This window comes from Gordonia soli NBRC 108243, assembly GCF_000334455.1.
Lineage (GTDB): Bacteria > Actinomycetota > Actinomycetes > Mycobacteriales > Mycobacteriaceae > Gordonia > Gordonia soli.
In genome coordinates this window covers 1-19,064 of the sequence record NZ_BANX01000011.1, presented here as the reverse complement: position 1 = coordinate 19,064, position 19,064 = coordinate 1, and the positions used below count along the sequence as shown (strand labels likewise).

Annotated in this window: 24 protein-coding genes and 1 pseudogene; 18 read left to right on the top strand and 7 right to left on the bottom strand. The window is 66.9% G+C overall.

The window, feature by feature from the left end; translation table 11 throughout:
* The first annotated feature begins 77 nt into the window (after positions 1-77).
* Positions 78-755 (top strand): FadR/GntR family transcriptional regulator, encoded by a 678-nt coding sequence (locus GS4_RS07795; RefSeq protein WP_007619257.1) that lies wholly within the window; start codon positions 78-80, stop codon positions 753-755.
* Positions 752-1,969 (top strand): CynX/NimT family MFS transporter, encoded by a 1,218-nt coding sequence (locus GS4_RS07790; RefSeq protein ID WP_007619255.1) that lies wholly within the window; start codon positions 752-754, stop codon positions 1,967-1,969. The genes GS4_RS07795 and GS4_RS07790 overlap by 4 nt, the downstream gene beginning before the upstream one ends.
* Positions 1,970-2,032: 63 nt before the next feature.
* Here GS4_RS07790 and GS4_RS07785 read toward each other — a convergent pair whose 3' ends face one another.
* The 5 genes from GS4_RS07785 to GS4_RS07765 form a co-directional block, all read right to left on the bottom strand.
* Complete coding sequence (locus tag GS4_RS07785) at positions 2,033-3,178, bottom strand: RNA polymerase sigma factor (RefSeq protein ID WP_007619254.1); 1,146 nt, start codon at positions 3,176-3,178, stop codon at positions 2,033-2,035.
* A complete protein-coding gene (locus GS4_RS07780; protein ID WP_007619252.1) occupies positions 3,175-3,579 on the bottom strand; it encodes a YciI family protein in 405 nt (134 codons plus the stop codon). Before GS4_RS07780 ends, GS4_RS07785 begins: the two co-directional genes overlap by 4 nt.
* 227 nt (positions 3,580-3,806) lie before the next feature.
* The gene (locus GS4_RS07775; protein ID WP_007619250.1) at positions 3,807-5,378 is read right to left on the bottom strand and encodes an NCS1 family nucleobase:cation symporter-1; all 1,572 of its coding nucleotides are present in this window, start codon (positions 5,376-5,378) and stop codon (positions 3,807-3,809) included.
* Positions 5,379-5,493: 115 nt separating this feature from the next.
* The gene (locus GS4_RS07770; protein WP_245555596.1) at positions 5,494-6,210 is read right to left on the bottom strand and encodes a GntR family transcriptional regulator; all 717 of its coding nucleotides are present in this window, start codon (positions 6,208-6,210) and stop codon (positions 5,494-5,496) included.
* A gap of 68 nt (positions 6,211-6,278) precedes the next feature.
* Positions 6,279-6,767 (bottom strand): hotdog fold domain-containing protein, encoded by a 489-nt coding sequence (locus GS4_RS07765; RefSeq protein WP_007619246.1) that lies wholly within the window; start codon positions 6,765-6,767, stop codon positions 6,279-6,281.
* A 275-nt stretch (positions 6,768-7,042) separates the two neighbouring features.
* Here GS4_RS07765 and GS4_RS07760 point away from each other — a divergent pair, with 275 nt between their 5' ends.
* The 12 genes from GS4_RS07760 to rpsQ all read left to right on the top strand — a co-directional run bounded on the left by GS4_RS07760 (position 7,043) and on the right by rpsQ (position 13,123).
* Positions 7,043-7,300 (top strand): hypothetical protein, encoded by a 258-nt coding sequence (locus GS4_RS07760; protein WP_040509899.1) that lies wholly within the window; start codon positions 7,043-7,045, stop codon positions 7,298-7,300.
* Between the two features lie 512 nt (positions 7,301-7,812).
* Entirely contained in the window at positions 7,813-8,118 is a 306-nt protein-coding gene (gene rpsJ / locus GS4_RS07755) for a 30S ribosomal protein S10 (RefSeq protein ID WP_003938093.1), read from the top strand.
* Positions 8,119-8,134: 16 nt separating this feature from the next.
* Positions 8,135-8,809 carry a 50S ribosomal protein L3 gene (gene rplC, locus GS4_RS07750; protein WP_007619240.1) on the top strand — a complete coding sequence of 225 codons (675 nt, stop codon included), beginning with the start codon at positions 8,135-8,137 and terminating at the stop codon, positions 8,807-8,809.
* The gene (gene rplD / locus GS4_RS07745; protein ID WP_007619238.1) at positions 8,806-9,468 is read left to right on the top strand and encodes a 50S ribosomal protein L4; all 663 of its coding nucleotides are present in this window, start codon (positions 8,806-8,808) and stop codon (positions 9,466-9,468) included. Before rplC ends, rplD begins: the two co-directional genes overlap by 4 nt.
* On the top strand, positions 9,465-9,770 hold the full coding sequence (gene rplW, locus GS4_RS07740; protein ID WP_007619236.1) for a 50S ribosomal protein L23: 306 nt from the start codon (positions 9,465-9,467) through the stop codon (positions 9,768-9,770). Before rplD ends, rplW begins: the two co-directional genes overlap by 4 nt.
* Before the next feature lie 33 nt (positions 9,771-9,803).
* On the top strand, positions 9,804-10,640 hold the full coding sequence (gene rplB / locus GS4_RS07735) for a 50S ribosomal protein L2 (protein WP_007619234.1): 837 nt from the start codon (positions 9,804-9,806) through the stop codon (positions 10,638-10,640).
* 18 nt (positions 10,641-10,658) lie between these two features.
* Complete coding sequence (gene rpsS, locus GS4_RS07730) at positions 10,659-10,940, top strand: 30S ribosomal protein S19 (RefSeq protein ID WP_005203946.1); 282 nt, start codon at positions 10,659-10,661, stop codon at positions 10,938-10,940.
* A gap of 2 nt (positions 10,941-10,942) precedes the next feature.
* Positions 10,943-11,350, top strand: a complete 408-nt coding sequence (rplV, locus tag GS4_RS07725) for a 50S ribosomal protein L22 (RefSeq protein ID WP_007619225.1) — start codon at positions 10,943-10,945, stop codon at positions 11,348-11,350.
* Positions 11,351-11,352: 2 nt separating this feature from the next.
* Positions 11,353-12,186 (top strand): 30S ribosomal protein S3, encoded by an 834-nt coding sequence (gene rpsC, locus GS4_RS07720; RefSeq protein WP_007619223.1) that lies wholly within the window; start codon positions 11,353-11,355, stop codon positions 12,184-12,186.
* Between the two features lie 3 nt (positions 12,187-12,189).
* Positions 12,190-12,606, top strand: a complete 417-nt coding sequence (gene rplP / locus GS4_RS07715) for a 50S ribosomal protein L16 (RefSeq protein WP_007619221.1) — start codon at positions 12,190-12,192, stop codon at positions 12,604-12,606.
* A complete protein-coding gene (gene rpmC / locus GS4_RS07710; RefSeq protein ID WP_007619220.1) occupies positions 12,606-12,839 on the top strand; it encodes a 50S ribosomal protein L29 in 234 nt (77 codons plus the stop codon). The genes rplP and rpmC overlap by 1 nt, the downstream gene beginning before the upstream one ends.
* Positions 12,836-13,123 (top strand): 30S ribosomal protein S17, encoded by a 288-nt coding sequence (rpsQ, locus tag GS4_RS07705; protein WP_007619218.1) that lies wholly within the window; start codon positions 12,836-12,838, stop codon positions 13,121-13,123. The genes rpmC and rpsQ overlap by 4 nt, the downstream gene beginning before the upstream one ends.
* A 248-nt stretch (positions 13,124-13,371) precedes the next feature.
* Here rpsQ and GS4_RS07700 read toward each other — a convergent pair whose 3' ends face one another.
* Positions 13,372-14,115 carry a glycosyltransferase family protein gene (locus tag GS4_RS07700; RefSeq protein ID WP_007619217.1) on the bottom strand — a complete coding sequence of 248 codons (744 nt, stop codon included), beginning with the start codon at positions 14,113-14,115 and terminating at the stop codon, positions 13,372-13,374.
* Between the two features lie 306 nt (positions 14,116-14,421).
* On the opposite strand from GS4_RS07700, the gene GS4_RS07695 reads away from it, so the two are divergent.
* Positions 14,422-15,681, top strand: coding sequence for a sensor histidine kinase (locus GS4_RS07695; RefSeq protein WP_007619216.1), 1,260 nt, complete (start codon positions 14,422-14,424; stop codon positions 15,679-15,681).
* Positions 15,678-16,769 carry a DUF8320 family protein gene (locus GS4_RS07690; RefSeq protein ID WP_007619215.1) on the top strand — a complete coding sequence of 364 codons (1,092 nt, stop codon included), beginning with the start codon at positions 15,678-15,680 and terminating at the stop codon, positions 16,767-16,769. Before GS4_RS07695 ends, GS4_RS07690 begins: the two co-directional genes overlap by 4 nt.
* Before the next feature lie 34 nt (positions 16,770-16,803).
* Here GS4_RS07690 and GS4_RS07685 read toward each other — a convergent pair whose 3' ends face one another.
* Positions 16,804-17,160: a GNAT family N-acetyltransferase gene (locus GS4_RS07685; RefSeq protein WP_040509978.1), complete on the bottom strand. Its 357-nt coding sequence runs from the start codon at positions 17,158-17,160 to the stop codon at positions 16,804-16,806.
* 374 nt (positions 17,161-17,534) lie between these two features.
* Between GS4_RS07685 and GS4_RS07680 the strand changes: the two genes are divergently transcribed.
* Both GS4_RS07680 and GS4_RS07675 read left to right on the top strand, forming a co-directional pair.
* On the top strand, positions 17,535-18,446 hold the full coding sequence (locus GS4_RS07680; RefSeq protein WP_007619213.1) for a glycosyltransferase family 2 protein: 912 nt from the start codon (positions 17,535-17,537) through the stop codon (positions 18,444-18,446).
* 295 nt (positions 18,447-18,741) lie between these two features.
* Positions 18,742-19,064 (top strand): annotated as a pseudogene (locus tag GS4_RS07675) (hypothetical protein); the annotation flags it as partial.

Genomic DNA, 19,064 nt, shown 5'->3' with positions numbered 1-19,064 from the left:
GGACCGACGGCGCGACCGGTTGTGATCTGAACCATGGCGACTTCTCCGGGTAAACATGGGATGTTAGGTTCAATCTCATGACGCACTCGATAAGTCCGCCCCCGCGGACCAGCGAACTCGTCGTCGACCGGATGCGCAGCCTCATCGCGGACGGGACCTGGGCGGTCGGTGGACGCATCCCGGCCGAACCGGAGCTGGTCGCGGAATTCGGCGTGGGCCGCAACACGATTCGCGAGGCGGTGCGTGCACTCGAACACGCAGGCATGCTCGTACCGCGACGCGGTGACGGTACCTATGTCCGCAGCCGGAGTGCGCTCGCCGGGATGATCGAGCGCTGTGCCCCGCCCACCGAGGCACGGCAGTTGTTCGAGGTCCGGCGGGCCTTGGAGGGCGAGGCGGCGGCCGCGGCGGCGGAGCGGGCGAGCGCGGATGTCGTCGACGGGCTGCGTGAGCTGCTCGTTGCGGCGGAACGCGCCATCGAGGCCGACGACCTCGATGGCTACGGGCGCGCGGACATCGCCTTTCACGCCGGATTGGTTGCGGCATCGGACAACCCGTTGCTGATCGAACTGTACGGCGGGATCTCCGAGGTGATCGCGCGCGGACACCCGGCGGTGTTGGCTCTCTCGCTGGATCGGCGTGAACACCCACGTGGGCACCGGGACGTGGTGGAGGCGATCGCCGCGCACGATCCGCATCGGGCGCGGGCGGCGGTGCAGGACTATCTCGACGACGCAGAACAGGTGGCGCGGTGACCACGGCAGAAGCGCAGACCCACGGACACCATCCGGGCCCGGGGACGACGGCCCCGCGGGGACTCGCGGCTGTGGTGGCGGCCATCGGCATCATGGTCGTGGCGGCCAATCTCCGGCCCGGGGTGGTGTCGGTCGCGCCGCTGATCGGCGACATCACCGCGGATGAGGGCTTCAGCTCGGCGGTCGCCGGGCTGCTCACGACCCTTCCCGTGCTGTTCTTCGGCCTCAGCGCGCCGGTCGCCCCGAGGCTTGCCGCGCGATTCGGCATCGAGCGCACCATCTTCGGCGCACTCGTCGTGCTGGTGGGCGGGATCGCGCTGCGTCTCGTGCCGTCGGCGATCCCACTCTTCGTCGGGTCGGCGATCATCGGCGCGGCGATCGGCGTCTGCAACGTCGTCCTGCCGGCGCTGATCAAGCGGGACTTCGCACATCGATCCGGCTTGATGACCGGGTTCTACTCGATGACGCTGTCGGGCGGTGCCGCGGTCACGTCGGGGGCCACGGTGCCGATTGCGAACGCACTCGGCGGGGACTGGCGCCTCGCGCTGGCGAGCTGGGGGCTGCTCGCGGTCGTCGGAATCGTCGTATGGCTGCCGCAGGTGCGTCGGATGCACCGGATGACGGCGCCGGCATCTGCGGAATCGTTGCTGCGTAACCGGATCGCCTGGGCGATCACCATCTTCATGGGTGCACAGTCGTTGATCTTCTACACTTTCACCGCATGGCTGCCGCAGTACCTCGTCGACGAGTACGGGATGACGTCGTTGCATGCGGGAGCAGTTCTCGCGACCGCGCAGGTGGTCTCGCTGACGATGTCGTTGGTGACCCCGATCATCGCGGGTCGATTCGCCGATCAGCGGGTGGTCACGCTGATCGTCACCGCGGTCTGTGCGGTCGGCTTCATCGGTCTGGTCGCCACCGACGTCTGGCCGGGGTTCTGGGCCGCATGCGTGATGTCGGGACCTGGTGCGGCGATCAGCCTGTCGCTGCTCTTCATGGTCTTGCGCAGCAGGGACGCCGCACAGACCAGCCAGGTGTCGGGGATGGCGCAGTCGATCGGATACCTTGCCGCAGCAGTCGGGCCGATCCTGATCGGCGCGGTCCACGACGTGTCGGGATCGTGGACCGTCGCGATGGCCGTGCTGGGGTTGGCTCTCATCCCGCAGGCGATCGCCGCGTTGCAGGCGGCGCGCAACGTGAAGATCTCGGACTGACATCGAGCCGGTGCGGACGGCCTCGGAGGGGAGACCGGTTGCAGGAGTGCGTGAACAGGGTGTTCATGGCGCGTTCCGCGAGCGGAGTCGGGCTGCCTGGCGGGTGAGGTGGTCGCGCTCGGCGCTCGCGGTGGCCGCTGCCGCTGCCGCCACGTAGAGGTCGGCTGCGCGATCGAGATCTTGGTCGCGTTCGTGCAAGTGGGCGGCAACGGCGGCACGGCGTGGGACGTCATCGTCGACCTCGGACAGTGCGGCCAGCCCCGCGCGTGCACCGTCCGCCTCACCCACCGCGACCGCGCGATTGAGCCGGACGACCGGGCTCCCGGTGATCCCCAGCAACTCGTCATACCATTCGACGATCTGCACCCAGTCGGTCTCCGCCGCCGTCGGCGCATCGGCATGGAGTGCGGCGATCGCCGCCTGTGCCTGGTATTCACCGAGTTGATCCCGCGCCAATGCGCCCTGCAGTATTCCGACTCCCTGTGCGATCGACTGCCGGTCCCACCGCGAGCGGTCCTGTTCGTCGAGCGGGACTAGCCGACCGCCCGGACCGGTTCGCGCATCCCGTCGCGCGTGATGCAGGAGCATCAGCGCGTGGAGCCCGGCGACCTCGGGATCATCGGTGACAGAGTCCAGTTGACGGGTGAGCCTGATCGCCTCGGCGGCGAGGTCGACGTCGCCGCCGTAGCCCTCGTTGAACACCAGGTACAGCACGCGGAGCACGGTGTCGAGGTCGCCGGGGCGGTCGAGTGACTCGCCCGAGAGTCGACGTTTCGCCCGACTGATCCGCTGGGCCATCGTCGCCTCGGGTACCAGGTAGGCCTCGGCGATCTGTCGGGTCGTCAAGCCTCCCACGGCCCGGAGCGTCAGTGCTGCAGCGGCACTCGGTGACAGTGTCGGATGTGCGCAGAGGAAGTAGAGGTGCAATGTGTCGTCTGTGGCCGGTGCCGGTCCCGGCGGTGGCTCGGCGTCGACGACGGCCTCGCGTCCTCGTCGTGACGTCGCCGACCTGGCAGCGTCGACGAACTTGCGCCATGCGACCGCGATCAACCATCCCTTCGGATCGTCGGGCCCGTCGGCGTCCCACGTCTCGAGCGCGCTGATCAGCGCTTCCTGGACGGCGTCCTCGGCCGACGCGAAATCTGCTCCGCGCCGGACGAGGACACCGATCACCGCGGGGACCAGTTCCCGCAGCAGGGCGTCGTTCACTCGGTGACCAAGGGGGGTGCGGTCATGAACGGTCGCACCTCCAGCCACTCGTGGATGGGCTTGCCGCCCGCACCCGGGGCCGCGGACAGTTCGCCTGCGAGTTCGACTGCGCGGTCCCACGAGTCGACATCGATGATCATCCAGCCGGCGATGAGGTCCTTGGTCTCGGCGAACGGACCGTCGGTGACCGGCGGCCGTCCGACGCCGTCGTGGCGCACCCAGGCGCCGTGGGCCGACAGTGCCTGCGAATCGACGAACTCACCTGTCTCCTGCAGACGGTCGGCGAAGTCGGCCATGTACTGCAGATGAGCGTCGACCTCGTCGGGTGCCCACTGGTCCATCGGGACGTCGTTGACCGCCTCCGGTGCGCCGCGGTAGTGCTTCAGCATCAGGTACTTCATGGTCATCTCCCTTGTACTCACGCGACCCTGTCGGCCGCTCGTACCCCTGGGACGGAGCCGACATCTCATTCTCGACATGTCGGCGGGAGAAATCCGGAAATCTTTTCGACGGGTCGGTGGACTCGGTCACCGATCACAGCTGAGCGCGAGGCCACGACAATAATCGTCGCGGCCTCGCGCTCACGCTGCGGTCAGGACCATGCGCGGAGGTACGGCACCAGTGAGCCTCAGGCGATCGTCGGCTCGAGGGTGTCGTCGGCCGTCGGCGTCGCGGTCGGTACCTCGCCGGTGGCGTAGACGAAGCCGGTCGGGGCGAATCGCATACCCAGCCAGTAGGCGGCAGCGCCCACCGCGGCTCCCATGAACCAGGTGAAGCTCGCCTGGTAGGCGGTACCCCACACGACCACGCAGATCGGCACGACCGAGCCGACGATCACCGCGATGACGGCGACGGGGTTCCACCCGTTACGATAGGAATACGTTTTGCCGGGATCGGTGCTGAACAGGTCGTCGACGACGATCTTCTGTCTCTTCACGAGGTAGAAGTCGACGATGAGGATGCCGAACAGTGGGCCGATCACCGCTCCCAACGTGTCCAGCGTGTAGTGGATCGCGTCGGGGTTGTTGAACAGATTCCACGGCGTGATCAGGACCGAGCCCACCGCGGCGATCATCCCGCCTGTCCGCCAACTGATCTTGGTCGGTGCGACATTCGAGAAATCGAAGGCGGGCGAGACGAAGTTCGCGACGATGTTGATGCCGATGGTGGCGATCGCGAAGGTGAGCACGCCGAGGACCGCGGCGGTCGTGTTGTCGATGCGGTCGACGATGTGGACGGGGTCGGTGATGATGTTGCCGTCGTCGTCGGTACCGATGACCGTGGCGCCCGCGGACACCGTGCACACCACCAGGATCGAGAAGAACAGGAAGTTCACCGGCAACCCCCAGAAGTTGCCCTTCTTCACCTCGCCGAAGGTCCGGCCGTACCGCGAGAAGTCGCCGAAATTGAGCATCGGACCGGAGAAGTACGAGACCACGAGCGCGATCGCACTGATCATCGAGGTCACCGACGCCCAGCCCGTCAACGGCTCGCCCGCGGACAGATCGAAGCTGACGTTGTCCCAGCCTGCCCGGTAGATCAGATAGCCGGCCAGTACGACCATCACGACATACACGGCGGGCCCGCAGAAGTCGATGAACCGGCGGATGGTCTCCATGCCGTTCCAGAAGACAAGGGCCTGCAGTACCCACATCAGGATGAAGCCCGCCCATCCCAACAGACTCAGCCCGAGGAAGCCGTATTGATCGACGTCGCCGTACTTCTCGAGGCTCGGCCAGAATTTCAGGGCCAGGAGACCGAACGCCACGGATGCAAGGTAGGTCTGAATCCCGTACCAGGCCACCGCGATCAGACCACGGATGATCGCCGGGATGTTCGCACCCTTCACACCGAAGGCGACCCGGGTGGTCACCGGGTACGGGACGCCGGCGAGTTGGGACGGCTTGGCCACAAGGTTGCAGAGGAGGTTGACGGCGACGATGCCGATCAGCAACGCCACCAGGACCTGCCATGCGGAGATGCCGAGTGCGAACAGACTGCCGGCGAAGACGTATCCGCCGACGCTGTGCACGTCCGACATCCAGAAGGCGAAGATGTTGTACCAGGTCCACTTCTGCTCGCGCAGGGGAGCGAGGTCCGAGTTGGTGAGGCTCGGGTGGTAGCCCGGTTTGATGACGCTCTCTCCGGCGACGCTGTGATGGGCTGTCGCGGTGACGGTCTCCGCCGTTGGTTCGGACATCGAATACTCCCGTGCTCTCGATCAGTGAAATCTGATGGACAGCAACCTAGGAAGATCGTGTTACCGAGGAATCACCGCACCGATATATTCGGGCGCGTCCGTGTCCCGGACGACGTCACTCCTCGTGACGCACGCTGAGGCTCTCGGCGGTCTCCACGATGGCGCTCTCGAGTCGGCCGTGGTGCAGGCGGGCTACCTGCGCGACGGCATCGACGTCGCGCGCGGCGAACGCGTCGAGGAGCGCGGCGTGGTCGTCGTTGAGTCGGCGTCGGGTGTCGGCCGTGACCGCTCGCATGACCTGGAACGGATCGGTCAGGTTCCAGGTCGCCTCGAACATGTGCATCAACCGGGGCATGTCACACGGTGCGGTCAGGGTCCGGTGGAACATCCGCGAGGTGGCGTGGAATGCGGTGCGATCGTCGAACCGCGCGGCGGTCAGGAGTTCCTGGTGTTGGGCGCGCGCCAGCTCGAGATCCTCGGACCGGATCAACTCCACCGCTCGCGCCAGTGCAGCCTGCTCGAGAACCCCACGTACGAAGTAGATCTCGCGCAACTCGGCCAACGACAACTCGCACACCCGGTACCCCGCGTGCGGCCGATGTACGACGAGACCCTCACCGACAAGGGTCTGCAACGCTTCGCGGACCGGTATCGGGCTCACCCCGAACGCATCGGCGATCTCGCCCGGCGCGATCTGCGCCCCGGGCGGTGCGCCGCCGGAGAGCATGAGCCTGCGTAGTTCGGAGAGCACGTTCGCGCGCGGATCGCCCGACCGGGTCTGCGCGAGCTGACTCGCCAGGCGGTCGGTCACGCGGCGGCCTGATGGAGTCATCGGGCCAGCGTAGGGCGATCGGCGCCCGAGGGCAGGGCGATGGCGGCGGCCTCGGGCTGCCGGTGGCCTCAGGCAGGCGTCACCCACGTGGTGATGTCGCAGTGGACGACCTCGGTACCCGCGCGGTCGGTGATGCGGACGGAGACCACGACGTCGGTGCCCTCGGTGATCTCGGCGAAGTCGATCGGGTTCAGCAGTTCGGCCTCGGCGGTCAGTCGCGTCGTCGCCTTGGCGAGATACTGCGTCGACATCGCCTTCGGAATCCATCGATGGCTGCGTGGGGTGGTCGCCTCCATCAACATCCCCATCGCGGCCTCGGCGAGGTTGCACGCCGCGATCGCGTGGAAGGTGCCGATGTGGTTATGCACGCCGAACCACTTCGGTGCGGTCACGCGACAGAACCCGGGGCGCATCTCGTCCACGATCGGCAGCACGGTGCCGAAGTACGGAACCCGCGCGACCATGCCGAGTGAGAACAAGGTGTGGCCGAGAACGTTGTCGGGGAGGCGGCGGCGCAGGGCGTAGGTGGGGCTTGCAGTTGTCTCAGGGGAGCTCATGGAGGGATCTTACTACTCGGTAAGTTTTGTCGACGAGACGTCGTCGGGACTCCTCCCCGGTCTCGGGGTCGGTCGGTGTCCGGCACGCGCTGACAGCGCGTTCACAGGTCATCGGCAGGTGTTCGCCATGGTTTGACGTGCGGTGTCGGCCATAACGTCGATGACGTCGCAGGCCCGGTAACCCCCGACGCGCGGGTCGGCGACCACGACCCGGACGGGGCGGTCACCCTTTCCGCCCTGTCCGGGAAATGTCGACAGAGGAAGGAACTCCAGCCATGAGGTCGTCACGAATCCGCCGCACCGTCGGCGGGACCATCGCAGCCGCAGCCGTGCTGGGTGGCCTCGCGGTCGGTTCCGGTGCGGCGATGGCCGATCCGCACCACCCCGGACCGGCCCACCATCAACCGCAGCATCATCGCGTCGCGCCCGCCGCCCCCTTCCGGCCCGCGCCGCCGGAGTATCGCGAGCCGCACCGCCGACAGCACCCCGACCGTTGGGTCGGACCGTTCGGGGCGCCGACCTTCGGTTCCTGATCGATCACGTACGCGACCCGGCCTCGACGAGGGCCTCGCACACTGTGCGGGGCCCTCGTCGTCGGTTGCGGTGGGCCGGTCGGGTCACGGTGGGGCAGACGTCGGGTCCACCGGCGTGCTCAGAGTGCCTGATCAGCACTTCCGGCCCGATTTGGACACCGGCCCCGACCTGGTGCATACTTGTCGGGTTGCCTTGACCGGCCGACGCAGGTTGTCCTGCGGCATCGTTCAGGCGAAGACTCCCAGACCCACCACCGGGAATGGGCGTGTAACGCGTGCCTTCGGTTCGAAGCACGGCCACGACACGCCCGACCGCGGGGGGACGGAGCGAAACGGTCCGCCCAGTCGGCAGACCATCCGGTTCGACATCGATCGAGCCAACGTACAACGACAGATGAACAGCGTCGATCCCCGAATCTCACGCGGGTGGTCATGTGCCCGTCGGCTTCTGCTGCCGACATCGGACACGCGGTGTTCGTCTGTCGAGAACAACTGACGGAAGAGGACACAGCGTGGCGGGACAGAAGATCCGCATCAGGCTCAAGGCCTACGACCACGAGGCGATCGACGCTTCGGCGCGCAAGATCGTGGAGACCGTGACCCGTACCGGGGCACGTGTGGTCGGCCCGGTGCCGTTGCCCACCGAGAAGAACGTGTATTGCGTCATCCGCTCGCCGCACAAGTACAAGGACAGCCGCGAGCACTTCGAGATGCGCACGCACAAGCGACTCATCGACATCCTCGACCCGACGCCGAAGACCGTCGACGCGCTCATGCGCATCGACCTTCCGGCCAGCGTCGACGTCAACATCCAGTAGGGCGGGGGTTGCAGACATGACTTCGCAGGCAGCAAGCAAGGGAATCCTGGGCACCAAGCTGGGTATGACCCAGGTGTTCGACGAGAACAACCGGGTCGTCCCGGTCACCGTCGTCCAGGCCGGTCCCAACGTGATCACTCAGCTCCGCACCGCAGAGCGCGACGGCTACACCGCCGTCCAGCTCGCGTACGGCGCCATCGATCCGCGCAAGGTGACCAAGCCGGTCGCCGGACAGTACGGCAAGGCGGGTGTCACCCCGCGTCGGCACCTCGCCGAGATCCGCGTCGGCGATGTCGCCGACTTCGAGATCGGCCAGGAACTGACCGCGGAGATCTTCGCCGAGGGTTCGCAGGTCGACGTGACCGGCACCAGCAAGGGCAAGGGTTTCGCCGGCGTCATGAAGCGTCACGGCTTCTCCGGTCTGGGTGCCAGCCACGGCGCGCACCGCGTGCACCGCGCACCCGGCTCGATCGGTGGCTGTGCCACCCCGGGTCGCGTGTTCAAGGGCATGCGCATGGCAGGCCGGATGGGCAACGAGAAGGTCACCACGCAGAACCTCACCGTCCACAAGGTGGACGCCGAGGCCGGTCTGCTGTTGATCAAGGGCGCGATCCCCGGCCGCAAGGGCGGCATCGTGGTCGTCCGCGACGCCGTGAAGAGCAACGCAGTGAAGGGTGGTGCCGACGCATGAGCACCGATACGACTACCAAGCTGACGCTGGACGTCAAGACCGCCGACGGCAAGACCGACGGAACCGTCGACCTGCCGGCCGAACTCTTCGACGCACCGGCCAACATCGCGCTCCTGCACCAGGTCGTGGTGGCCCAGCAGGCGGCCGCCCGTCAGGGCACGCACTCCACCAAGACCCGCGGCGCGGTGTCCGGTGGTGGCGCGAAGCCGTACCGCCAGAAGGGAACCGGTCGCGCCCGCCAGGGTTCGACCCGCGCCCCGCAGTTCGCCGGCGGTGGCACCGTCCACGGCCCGCAGCCGCGTGACTACAGCCAGCGCACCCCCAAGAAGATGAAGGCCGCCGCCCTGCGCGGTGCCCTCTCGGACCGGGCCCGTAACGAGCGCATCCACGTGATCACCGAGCTCGTCGCCGGGCAGGCCCCGTCGACCAAGTCGGCGCGGCAGTTCCTGGAGTCGCTCAGCGATCGCCGCAAGTTCCTCGTCGTGCTCACCCGTGAGGACGAGGCCGGCTGGAAGAGCGTCGCGAACCTGCAGAACGTGCTGCCGATCGCTCCCGATCAGCTCAACACCTACGACGTCCTGGACTCGGACGAGGTCGTGTTCAGCGTCGAGACGCTCAACGCGTTCATCGCTCAGAACAAGAAGGAGGCGTCGGCATGACCGTGCAGACAGATCCGCGCGACATCATCCTGGCACCGGTGATCTCCGAGAAGTCCTACGGACTGATCGAGGACAACGTGTACACCTTCGTGGTGCACCCGGACTCCAACAAGACGCAGATCAAGATCGCGATCGAGAAGATCTTCGACGTCAAGGTGTCGAGCGTGAACACCGCGAACCGGCAGGGCAAGCGCAAGCGCACCCGCTTCGGGTACGGCCAGCGCAAGGCCACCAAGCGCGCGATCGTGACGCTCACCGAGGACAGCAAGCCCATCGAGATCTTCGGCGGCTCGGTCGGCTGACCGGGGACTCGAGAGTAGAGGGACTCAACACTCATGGCTATTCGTAAGTACAAGCCGACGACCCCGGGTCGCCGCGGCTCGAGTGGCTCGGATTTCGCCGAGATCACCCGTGACCACCCGGAGAAGTCGCTCGTTCGCCCGCTGCACGGTCGCGGTGGTCGTAACGCGCACGGTCGCATCACCACCCGGCACAAGGGTGGCGGTCACAAGCGCGCCTACCGGCTGATCGACTTCCGTCGCAACGACAAGGACGGCATCAACGCCAAGGTCGCCCACATCGAGTACGACCCGAACCGCACCGCGCGGATCGCGTTGCTGCACTTCGTGGACGGCGAGAAGCGCTACATCATCGCCCCCAAGGGACTGAAGCAGCACGACGTGGTGGAGACGGGTCCGACCGCCGACATCAAGCCGGGCAACAACCTGCCGCTGCGCAACATCCCGACCGGTACGCAGATCCACGCCGTGGAGTTGCGCCCGGGCGGTGGAGCAAAGCTGGCCCGCAGCGCCGGATCGTCGATCCAGCTGCTGGGCAAGGAAGGCCCCTACGCGACCCTGCGTATGCCCTCCGGCGAGATCCGTCGTGTCGACGTGCGCTGCCGCGCAACCGTCGGCGAGGTGGGCAACGCCGAGCAGAGCAACATCAACTGGGGCAAGGCCGGCCGTATGCGGTGGAAGGGCAAGCGCCCGACCGTCCGCGGTGTCGTGATGAACCCGGTCGACCACCCGCACGGTGGTGGTGAGGGCAAGACCTCCGGTGGTCGCCACCCGGTCAGCCCGTGGGGTCAGCCCGAGGGTCGTACCCGTAAGAACAAGGCGAGCGACAAGCTCATCGTCCGGCGCCGTCGCACCGGCAAGAACAAGCGATAACAAGGAGGGAGTGAGAGAATGCCACGCAGCCTCAAGAAAGGCCCGTTCGTCGACGACCACCTCCTTGCGAAGGTGGACACCCAGAACGAAAAGGGCACCAAGCAGGTCATCAAGACCTGGTCGCGTCGTTCGACCATCATCCCGGACTTCATCGGCCACACCTTCGCCGTCCACGACGGTCGCAAGCACGTGCCGGTGTTCGTCTCGGACAACATGGTCGGGCACAAGCTGGGCGAGTTCGCCCCCACCCGCACCTTCAAGGGTCACATCAAGGACGACCGGAAAGCGAAGCGCCGGTAATCATGACTACACCTACCCAGAACCCGACAGCCAAGGCGACCGCGCGCTTCGTGCGCGTCACGCCCATGAAGGCACGTCGCGTGATCGACCTGATCCGCGGCAAGAACGTCGACGAGGCACTGGACATCCTGCGGTTCGCTCCGCAGTCGGCGAGTGAGCCGGTGTACAAGGTGCTCGCCAGCGCGGTCGCGAACGCGGAGAACAACCAGGATCTGGATCGCCGGACCCTCGTCGTCTCCACCGCATTCGCCGACGAAGGCCCGACGCTCAAGCGTTTCCAGCCACGTGCGCAGGGTCGCGCGTTCCGGATCCGCAAGCGCACCAGCCACATCACCGTGGTCGTCGAGAGCCTTCCGGAGAAGGCGACCGGTCGCGGCCGGTCGCGTCAGCAGAAGACGAAGGGAGCCTAGTAGTGGGCCAGAAGATCAACCCGCACGGCTTCCGGTTGGGCATCACCACCGACTGGAAGTCGCGGTGGTACGCCGACAAGCAGTACGCGGACTACGTCAAAGAGGATGTCGCCATCCGCAAGCTCCTGTCCACGGGACTGGAGCGGGCCGGCATCGCCAAGGTGGAGATCGAGCGCACCCGTGACCGGGTCCGCGTCGACATCCACACCGCCCGTCCGGGCATCGTCATCGGTCGCCGTGGCGCCGAGGCCGACCGGATCCGTGGCGACCTGGAGAAGCTGACCGGCAAGCAGGTGCAGCTGAACATCCTCGAGGTCAAGAACGCCGAGTCCGAGGCCCAGCTCGTGGCCCAGGGTGTCGCCGAGCAGCTGAGCAACCGTGTGGCCTTCCGCCGCGCGATGCGCAAGGCGATCCAGTCGGCGATGCGTCAGCCGAACGTCAAGGGCATCCGGGTCCAGTGCTCGGGCCGCCTGGGCGGCGCCGAGATGAGCCGTAGCGAGTTCTACCGCGAGGGTCGTGTGCCGCTGCACACGCTGCGCGCCGACATCGACTACGGCCTCTACGAGGCCAAGACCACCTTCGGTCGGATCGGCGTCAAGGTCTGGATCTACAAGGGCGACATCGTCGGTGGCAAGCGTGAGCTCACCGCCGCCGCGGCGCCCGCCGACGATCGTCGTTCGCGCCGGCCGAGCCGGCCGCGCCGCAGTGGTGCCTCGGGTACCACCGCGACGAGCACCGATGCGGGCCGCGCGGCAGACGCCGCACCCGCGACGGTGCCCGCCGACGCCGGTGCGACTACCGAACCTGCGCCCGCGCAGGGGAACCAGGAGGGCTAGGCCATGTTGATCCCTCGTCGGGTCAAGCACCGCAAGCAGCACCACCCCAGCCTCAAGGGGCAGGCCAAGGGCGGTACCAAGGTGACGTTCGGTGACTACGGCATCCAGGCTCTGGAAGGCGCGTACATCACCAACCGTCAGATCGAGTCCGCTCGTATCGCCATCAACCGGCACATCAAGCGTGGCGGCAAGGTCTGGATCAACATCTTCCCGGACCGCCCGCTCACCAAGAAGCCCGCCGAGACCCGCATGGGTTCCGGTAAGGGTTCGCCGGAGTGGTGGGTCGCCCCGGTCAAGCCGGGTCGCGTGCTGTTCGAGATGACCTTCCCCAATGAGCAGATCGCTCGCGAGGCCCTGCGCCGCGCGCAGCACAAGCTGCCGATCAAGACCCGGATCGTGACCAGAGAGGAGCAGTTCTGATGGCACTCGGAGTTGCTGCGAACGAGCTGCGTGAGCTCAACGACACCGAACTGGTCGAGCGCCTGCGCGAGTCGAAGGAAGAGCTCTTCAACCTTCGGTTCCAGATGGCCACCGGGCAGCTGGACAACAACCGACGGTTGCGCACCGTGCGTCGCGAGATCGCCCGTGTCTACACGGTGATGCGCGAGCGCGAGCTGGGCCTTGCGTCGGGACCGGATGGTGATGACGCATGAGTGAGGACCAGAAAGTGACGACCGAAGCGCAGGTGCGTAACGACCGCAAGGAGCGGATCGGTTACGTGGTCAGCGACAAGATGCAGAAGACCATCGTGGTCGAGCTGGAAGATCGTAAGAGCCACCCGCTCTACGGCAAGATCATCCGGACCACGAGCAAGGTCAAGGCCCACGACGAGGCCGAGACCGCAGGCGTCGGCGACCGAGTGCGTCTCATGGAGACCCGCCCGCTGTCGGCGACCAAGCGGTGGCGCCTGGTCGAGGTGCTGGAGAAGGCCAAGTAAGTCGGCCCGACCCCTTCGTACTGGCACACGGCCCGTTCCCCTTCGAGGGGGCGGGCCGTGTTGCTGTTGGTGGGCCCGTGTCGCTGCCAGGCCGGTACAAAATCTGTGCGTGTGGTCCGAGCCATCGACATATTGTCGCCGGCGACCTCCCCACGTACAGATTTTGCCCGGAGCGGGAGCGATAGGTGAGCCGGTGATCGCGACCCGAGGTATCGAGCCCGAGATCAACGGGTGGCGCCGTGCGGCGGTCAGGTCAGGTAGTGCACGGTGTGCGGGATGCTCGCGTCCTGCTTCAGGCGCTTGTGCAGACCGGCCCGACGAATACCGCGCACCATGTGTCGGTGACTGCCGACGACGTAGCGGAACTTGCCGGCGAGTTGATAGGCCGTCGCGCGGCCGAAGTGGTTGAGGAACGACTTCTCGGTCACGTAGATGCCGTATCCCGCGTCCCGGACGCGGAGGGACAGATCCAGGTCGGCGCCCCAGGCGAACGGCCCGAAGGTGCGTTCGTCGAGATCGCCGACACTGCGCCAGGCGTCGCGGGTGATGAGGAGCCCGGTGCCGTCGACGAAGTTCACGTCCCGGTACTTGCTCACGGGGGTGTACTCCTGCGCCGGCCCGTCGTACTCGGCGAGCATCTGTCCGTGGGCGGCTTTGTCGTCGTACACCCCGGCGACCAATCCTCGGTCGTCCGGTAGCGACGAGTCGAGCAGGCCGTCGAAATACCCGACCGACAGGCGGGTGTCGTTGTTGAGCGTCATCGCGTTCTCGTATCCCTCGGAGAACGCGATCCGGAATCCGAGATTCGAACCTCCGGCCCACCCGAGATTGGTGCCCGGCCGCTCCACGCGTTCACCGCGAATGGGTTCGTAATCTCCACGATTGTCGATGATCACGAAGTCGGCGTCCTCACGCTGCAGATCGTCGACGATCGCGTGCGTCAATTCGTGATTTCCGTAGACCGGCACGCCGACCAGAAGGCTGTTGCCCATCGTCTCGCCGTCTCCTCTGTTCTCCACTGAACGTCAATCGATATTCGCGCGTTTCCGTAGCCCGTGTCCACAGGGGGCTGCCACGCTGCGGGATTTCGGCAGAAATAGCCGTATCGGATGAAATCTACACACGAGATACCCGAGCGTCGGAAGGGTGGGGATCATCGCCTGTATTCATGCAGGAATGCGTCGGTGAATTCCTTGACGATCAATCGGGCCAATCCGGCGTATCGGGCGTGCGGTCCACACGGCGCCCTGTTCGGATACCGTCGGTGGATCACGAGTAGCAGCGACAGGTGGAGCACCGTGCAGACGATCCCGAGGCCGCTGATCCGGCGTCTCCAGCGGCGAGCGGCCGCGGGCCGTGCCGACGGTCTCCGGTCGGTCCCCGAGACGACCGAGGACGGCTCCGACCTGGTGCGACTGCAACGCTTCGGGTCGCGGTTCGTCGGCGCGGGGCTGATCGGCTACGCCCTCGCGATGGCTCCGGGGACCATCGCGTATGCGCACCTCACCGCTGCCTGGTGGGCGCCGGTGAGCATCATCCTCGTCGTCGTTCCGGCCGGCACCATGATCGTCGCGAGTTTTCGTCCCCGGTTCGATCGCGCGACGGCACTCGCGGTGTTCGTCGCGACGGCATATCTCGCGACGATCCTGCTCTGGTTCGTCGCGTGGGACCACGACGTCCCCGACGCCGTGTCCGGATGGCCGGTATGGGTGGTGCAACTGACCGGTGCGACGAGCCTGGTGTGGGCGGTCGCGCTCCGCTTCCGGATGGCCGTCGTCCACCTCGTCGTGGTCACCGTGGTGGCGCAGACCGCCAACCAACTCGGCTCGCGAGGTCACGTCGAGGTGCTGCTGTACCTGAACTCCGTGTTGACCGTGGGGCTGGCCGGTGTCTTCCTCGCCATCGCACTGGTCGCCGTCCGAACTGCGATGACCTTGGACGCGACCCGGACCGAGGCGCGTCAGTCGGCGGCCGAGGCCGCCGCGGCGGTCGCGCGGGAATCCGAACGTGGTCGATACGACGCCCTGATCCACGACACCGTGATCGCGTCGCTGCTCGCCATCCGCGCGGGACGCCCCGAGGAGCGCCTGATGCGACAGGCATGTGCGACGCTCGACGAGCTCGACCGCTGGCACCGCGGCGACGAAGACGACCCGACGGTGCTCGTCGCCACCGAGGCGCTGCGCCGGATCAGGGCCACTGCCACCGCGATCGACGACGAGGTACTGGTCGAGATCGCGGTGCCGGACGGCGCCATGGAGATACCCGCCGACGTGGTCCAGGCCGTCACCTCGGCACTCGGAGAGGCGCTCCGGAACAGCGTCGGACATGCGGGCCCCGGCGCCGACCGCGTGGTCGGCGGCTGGCTCGGTGTCGACGATCTGCAGGTGGCTGTGGTCGACGACGGGGTCGGGTTCGAGGTGGACTCCGTGGGGGTTCGGCGACTGGGGATCGATCAAGGCATCCGACGGCGCATGGAGGCCGTCGGCGGTACCGCCACGGTGTCGAGCTCGGTCGGTCTGGGGACCGCGGTCGTGCTCGGCTGGCAGCGTTCATGACCGCGCGACAGGGTGCGTCGACACCGGACAACGACCTGGACCTGTTCGGATTCCGCTCGCGCACGGTCGGACTGGCGCTGGCCGGATTCGGCGTCGCCTACCTGATCGTCGAGATCGGCATGGGCTGGACCATCCGGTCACCGATCGCCTGGACCGGGATCGCGGTGGCGTTCGGGGTGTTCGTCGCGGCGACCCAACTCGTCGCGACGAGGGTCGGGGACCCGATACCGCTGTCAGCTGCACTCGTCGGTGTCGGTGCCACGCTCGCGGGTGTGGTCATCGCGTGGTGGTCGTTGCCGCAGGAGACCTATCGGACCCTGCAGAGCGGCCCGCCGGCGGCCGCCGCGATCGTGGTGTTGACCTTGGTGGCTCTGCGAGGACGGCCGTTGTTGGCCTGGGCGGGGCTGCTCGCGGTCAGTCTCACCGCAGGCATCTGGGCCGTGGGCTTCGGCCTCAGTTTCGGCAACGGAGTCGTCATCACGGTGTGGACCTACCCGATGATGGTGATGGCGACGCTCTTCGTCATAATCCTGCGCCCGATGGCGCGACGGGTGGTCATGCTTCGACGCCGGTCGATGGACGACGCGGCCACCGCGGCGGCGGCGGCAGCGGCAGCCGACGAGCGTCGAACCCACTTCCGCGACTTCGAGCGTCGCGCGCGTCCCACCCTGGAACGCGTGGTGGACGGCCACGAGTTCACCCCCGAAGAGGTCAGGATCGCGCGCCTGCTCGAAGCCCAGCTGAGAGACGGCATCCGTGCACCCGGATGGGATTCGCCGGAGATCAGGGCAGCGGTGTGGTCGGCGCGGAGTCGGGGCACAGAGGTCGCACTGCTCGACGACGGCGATCCCACGGCGGTGGGCGCCGACGGGGCAGTGGTGCCGGCATCGCTCACCGGACCACACGCAGACCTGATCGCGCTGCTTGGTGACGATGCACGCGCGGTCACCGCGCGCATCCTTCCGCCCGGTCGAGACACCCACGCGTCGATCGTCGTGCAGATGTCAGGGCACAGCCGTCGGATCGACTACGACGTGAACGGTCGCGAGGTGGTCGACCGGGACGTCGAGGACATGCCGAAGGCGTGAGGACGATCGCGGTGTCGACCGGCTGAACGTCGGGTCAGGCCCGGCCTTCCAGCCACGACAGGATCTCGGGGGACACGGCAGCCGAGTCGGCCGCGTAGTCGGGGTTCTTGCGCAGGAACGCGGCGACCAACGGGCACACGCCGACGATGGTCTCGCCCTGAGCCCGAGTGTCGTCCAGCGCTTCGCGCACCAGGATCGTCGCCAGTCCGCGACCGCCGAAGTCCTCGTCGACCTCGGTGTGGACGAACACCCGTTGCGTCCCGCCGTCGACCTGACGCTCCCGGTAGACGGTGAACCCCGCGAGTCCCGAACCGATCACCTCGATCTCGTAGCGCTGAAGGTCGTCATTACGTGTAACGGTGGTCTCGGCTCCGGTCTTGTCCGTGGTCATCGGCTCACTGTACGTGCCTGTCATCGTTGGGGAATCGGTTGATTTCCGGGTGGATGCCATCGATGCAATTCCGGTAATCGCAGCTCATCGTGGTCGGAGCGTCGAATCGCGTACGTTCGTTTATCTGGAATTCGCAATAGAGAAACGCGTGTTGTCGAATTCGGGAGATGACATCGGTATCGGGGACCGAATGTTGTTGTTACGATTTCCGCTACATGGGTACCCGGCGCGAATCGTCGAGAAGTCGTATTCGCGCCATCCGCACCGGGCGTGCACTGGAATGAGGATCGAACCGAATGATGGACATCATTCGGAGATCGGTCCCGTCCGGGCTGAAGCGTCGGAAAATCGAGAATCGGATATCTGGAGGACGTATGAGCAGCACTCTCTCCGTCGTGGTCCCGGCATACAACGAAGCCGCCACGATCGCGCAGTGTCTCGAACGCCTCGTCGCCCAGACCCGGCCGGCCGACGAGATCATCGTCGTCGACAACAACTCCACCGACGGGACAGCCGAGATCGTCGATCGGTTCGCACTCGCACACCCCAGCGTGGTCCGCATCGTCGAACGAGAGCCCGGGGTGATCGCGGCACGGCGCCGCGGCTATGACGCGGCCGACGGCGACCTCATCGCGCGTACCGATGCCGACTCCCTGGTCCCGTCGGACTGGGTCGAGCGCATCGTCGACTTCTTCGACGGCGCGGTAGGTGCCGACTACGCGGCATTCACCGGCCTGGTCCTCACCTGGGACGGACCCAGTCCCGCCCTGCAGCGCAAGCTGCAGACCTTCGGCCTCGGTCCGCTCAAGGAGGGCGGTGAGATCGGGAGCCTGCACGGACCCAACTGTGTGGTCCGTCGGCCGGAGTGGAACAAGGTTCGTGACTCGCTGCAGAAAATCGACGGGATCTGGGACGACCTCGATCTCGGTCTCGCCCTGCAGGAGGCCGGGTTGCGGATGTACTTCGACCCCGATCTCGAGGTCGCCGCATCGTGCCGACAGCTGCGGCACTCGCCGTGGGCCAACCGCGACTACATCCGCGCGGGGGTACGGACGGCTCGTGGTCGTGGCAACGACGCGGCTGTCAAGGCACTACGGATCGAACTGCCGTTCCGGTACATCACCTTCACGGTGATGTGGTTGCTGTTCCGACCCTGGGACGAGTCGAAGCAGAACTGGCGGCCGTGGCGTCTGCTCGTCCCGCTGCGCCGCGAACGTCATCTCTCGACCCAGCAGTCGCGGGCCGATCACTCCCTCGCACCCGAGGTGGAGGACGCCGACAGGTGACATCTCGGTTCGGGCGGTCCCTCGGCGCTGTCGGTGCGTGGGACGCCGCTCCGGCGTGTCGCCATCAGGTCGACGCCCGTCCCACGCCCGGTGCCGTGCGCGATGTCTCTGCCGTGCGGGCTAACCAAACCGGCCTCGCGAGCGATGTCATATCCGGTCCCGTCGCGGAACTCGACACGGTTCGAATCCCGACGGTCATGTGGTCGGAGGGTCGTCGGCGATAGGCTGGAACCCGCAGCGCCTGTGCCGACACCCGTGTCCGGTCCTGTACGAAGCACCCGATGAGAAGGAAGTCATGCCTGTGGCTGGTGGTCAACCCTCCCGCGATGCCACATATCAGCCGCGCCATCGACGGCGCGGTGACGGCGAGGGAGAGCGCTTCGCCGAGAAGTTGAAGCGCTGGCAATCCGAGGCAGACCAGCAGTCGGGAACCGAGCAGGCGGGTGACGACGAGTCCGTCGGGTCGGCTGTCCGGTCGGCCGAGGTCGACGCACAGCCGGCCGAGGTCGATTCCCCACCGGCCGAGGCAGTCGCCGAACCACGGCCACCGGCTCAGAAGTCCGCAGACACGCAGATCCCGGCCCCGCCGGCCGCCCACCCGCCGGCCGCCCACCCGCC